Here is a 1,465-nt window from a genome sequence, read left to right as displayed (position 1 = left end):
AAGTGAGCCGCCGTCAGGGCGGAACCCTAAGTGGCCGTTACCGCAGGAATGGATATGTACACGGTCCAACTGTGTTGACTGTCAAGCCGTCTTCGCAGGCAAGCCAGCTCCCACAGTTGGATCGCGGTGCGTCAGTTAGATCAGCGTCGGCTGCCAGGCCGTAGCGGGAGCAAGCTCCCTCGCCACAGGTTTAGCGTCGTACCGAAGTTGTGTAGATACCTATGCTGTGATGACGACAGCCGATCCCTATCTACCTGAAGCCCCGGCATCCAACTGTGGGAGCTGGCTTGCCTGCGATGACGGCCTGATAGTCGACGCTTATCTACTTTGGATCGCGGAGCGTGAGTTGGATCATCGTCGGCTGTCAGGGCCGTCACGGGAGCAAGCTCCCTCGCCACAGGTCCAGCGTTGTACCGCGTTCCCGCAGTGTTTGCGATTTGGGTCAGCGCGTGGCAATCAGCGCCGGCCCGAATGACTCTTTCAAGAAAACCGGGGCGATATAGCGTTCGTAATGTGCCTCGGACAGCAAAAAGAACTCTCGATCTATCGCATCGCGCAAATCCGCCAGGTGGCGTTCACGAAACTCCGGTAACAGCGCCAACCCATAGGCATCCAGCCTGGAAATCACCCGCGCACCCCGCGCAATCAACTGGTATGCCCAGCAATACGGCGACTGGTGCGGCATAAAACGAATCTTGCGCGCTTCCAGCTGCTGTCGCAGGCAGTGCGGGTCGAACACTTCCAGCTTGCTGGCCATTACCTGTACCAGCAACTGCTCCAGGCGCAGCCACACCGCCTGTTTTTCCTCGGCGCTATAGCCATTCCACTGGATCACCTCGTGGTGATAGCGCTTGCAGCCCCGACAGACCAGGTCACCGTAGACGGTGGAGCACAGGCCGACGCAAGGGGTTTTGATGGTTTGGTTGGGCATAAAGGCTTGCTTGCAAAGTCTATGGATCACCAATAGCCAATGTGGGAGCGGGCTTGCCCGCGATAGCTGTGTGTCAGTGGGTACATCCGTGACTGATACAGCGCTATCGCGAGCAAGCCCGCTCCCACATTTATTGGTTCGTGTGGATTCAGTCCCAGCTCAGCGCGCCGCCGGTCTGGTACTCGATCACACGGGTCTCGAAGAAGTTCTTCTCTTTCTTCAAGTCCATGATCTCGCTCATCCACGGGAACGGGTTGGTCGTGCCTGGGTACTCTTCCTTCAAGCCGATCTGCGACAGGCGACGGTTCGCGATGAACTTCAGATAGTCTTCCATCATCGCCGCATTCATGCCCAACACCCCACGAGGCATGGTATCCCGCGCATATTCGATCTCCAACTGAGTCCCTTGCAGAATCATCTGGGTCGCTTCTTCCTTCATCTCGGCATCCCACAGGTGCGGGTTTTCGATTTTGATCTGGTTGATCACGTCGATACCGAAGTTCAGGTGCATCGACTCATCGCGCAGGATGTACT

The 1,465-nt window shown here is 57.1% G+C and carries 2 protein-coding genes; both read right to left on the bottom strand.

Annotation, left to right across the window (positions count from 1 at the left end):
- Positions 1-442: 442 nt before the first annotated feature.
- On the bottom strand, positions 443-931 hold the full coding sequence (locus GIV35_RS27190; protein ID WP_105226748.1) for a DUF1289 domain-containing protein: 489 nt from the start codon (positions 929-931) through the stop codon (positions 443-445).
- Positions 932-1,079: 148 nt separating this feature from the next.
- On the bottom strand, positions 1,080-1,465 hold a 386-nt coding region (locus GIV35_RS27185), incomplete at its 5' end, for a ribonucleotide-diphosphate reductase subunit beta (protein WP_177413714.1).

Origin of the sequence: Pseudomonas sp. PA-1-6B (genome assembly GCF_021609545.1) — a bacterium.
GTDB classification, from domain to species: domain Bacteria; phylum Pseudomonadota; class Gammaproteobacteria; order Pseudomonadales; family Pseudomonadaceae; genus Aquipseudomonas; species Aquipseudomonas fluorescens_BV.
The sequence above is the reverse complement of the archived record's forward strand: the minus strand, read 5'-3'. Positions and strand labels throughout refer to the sequence as shown.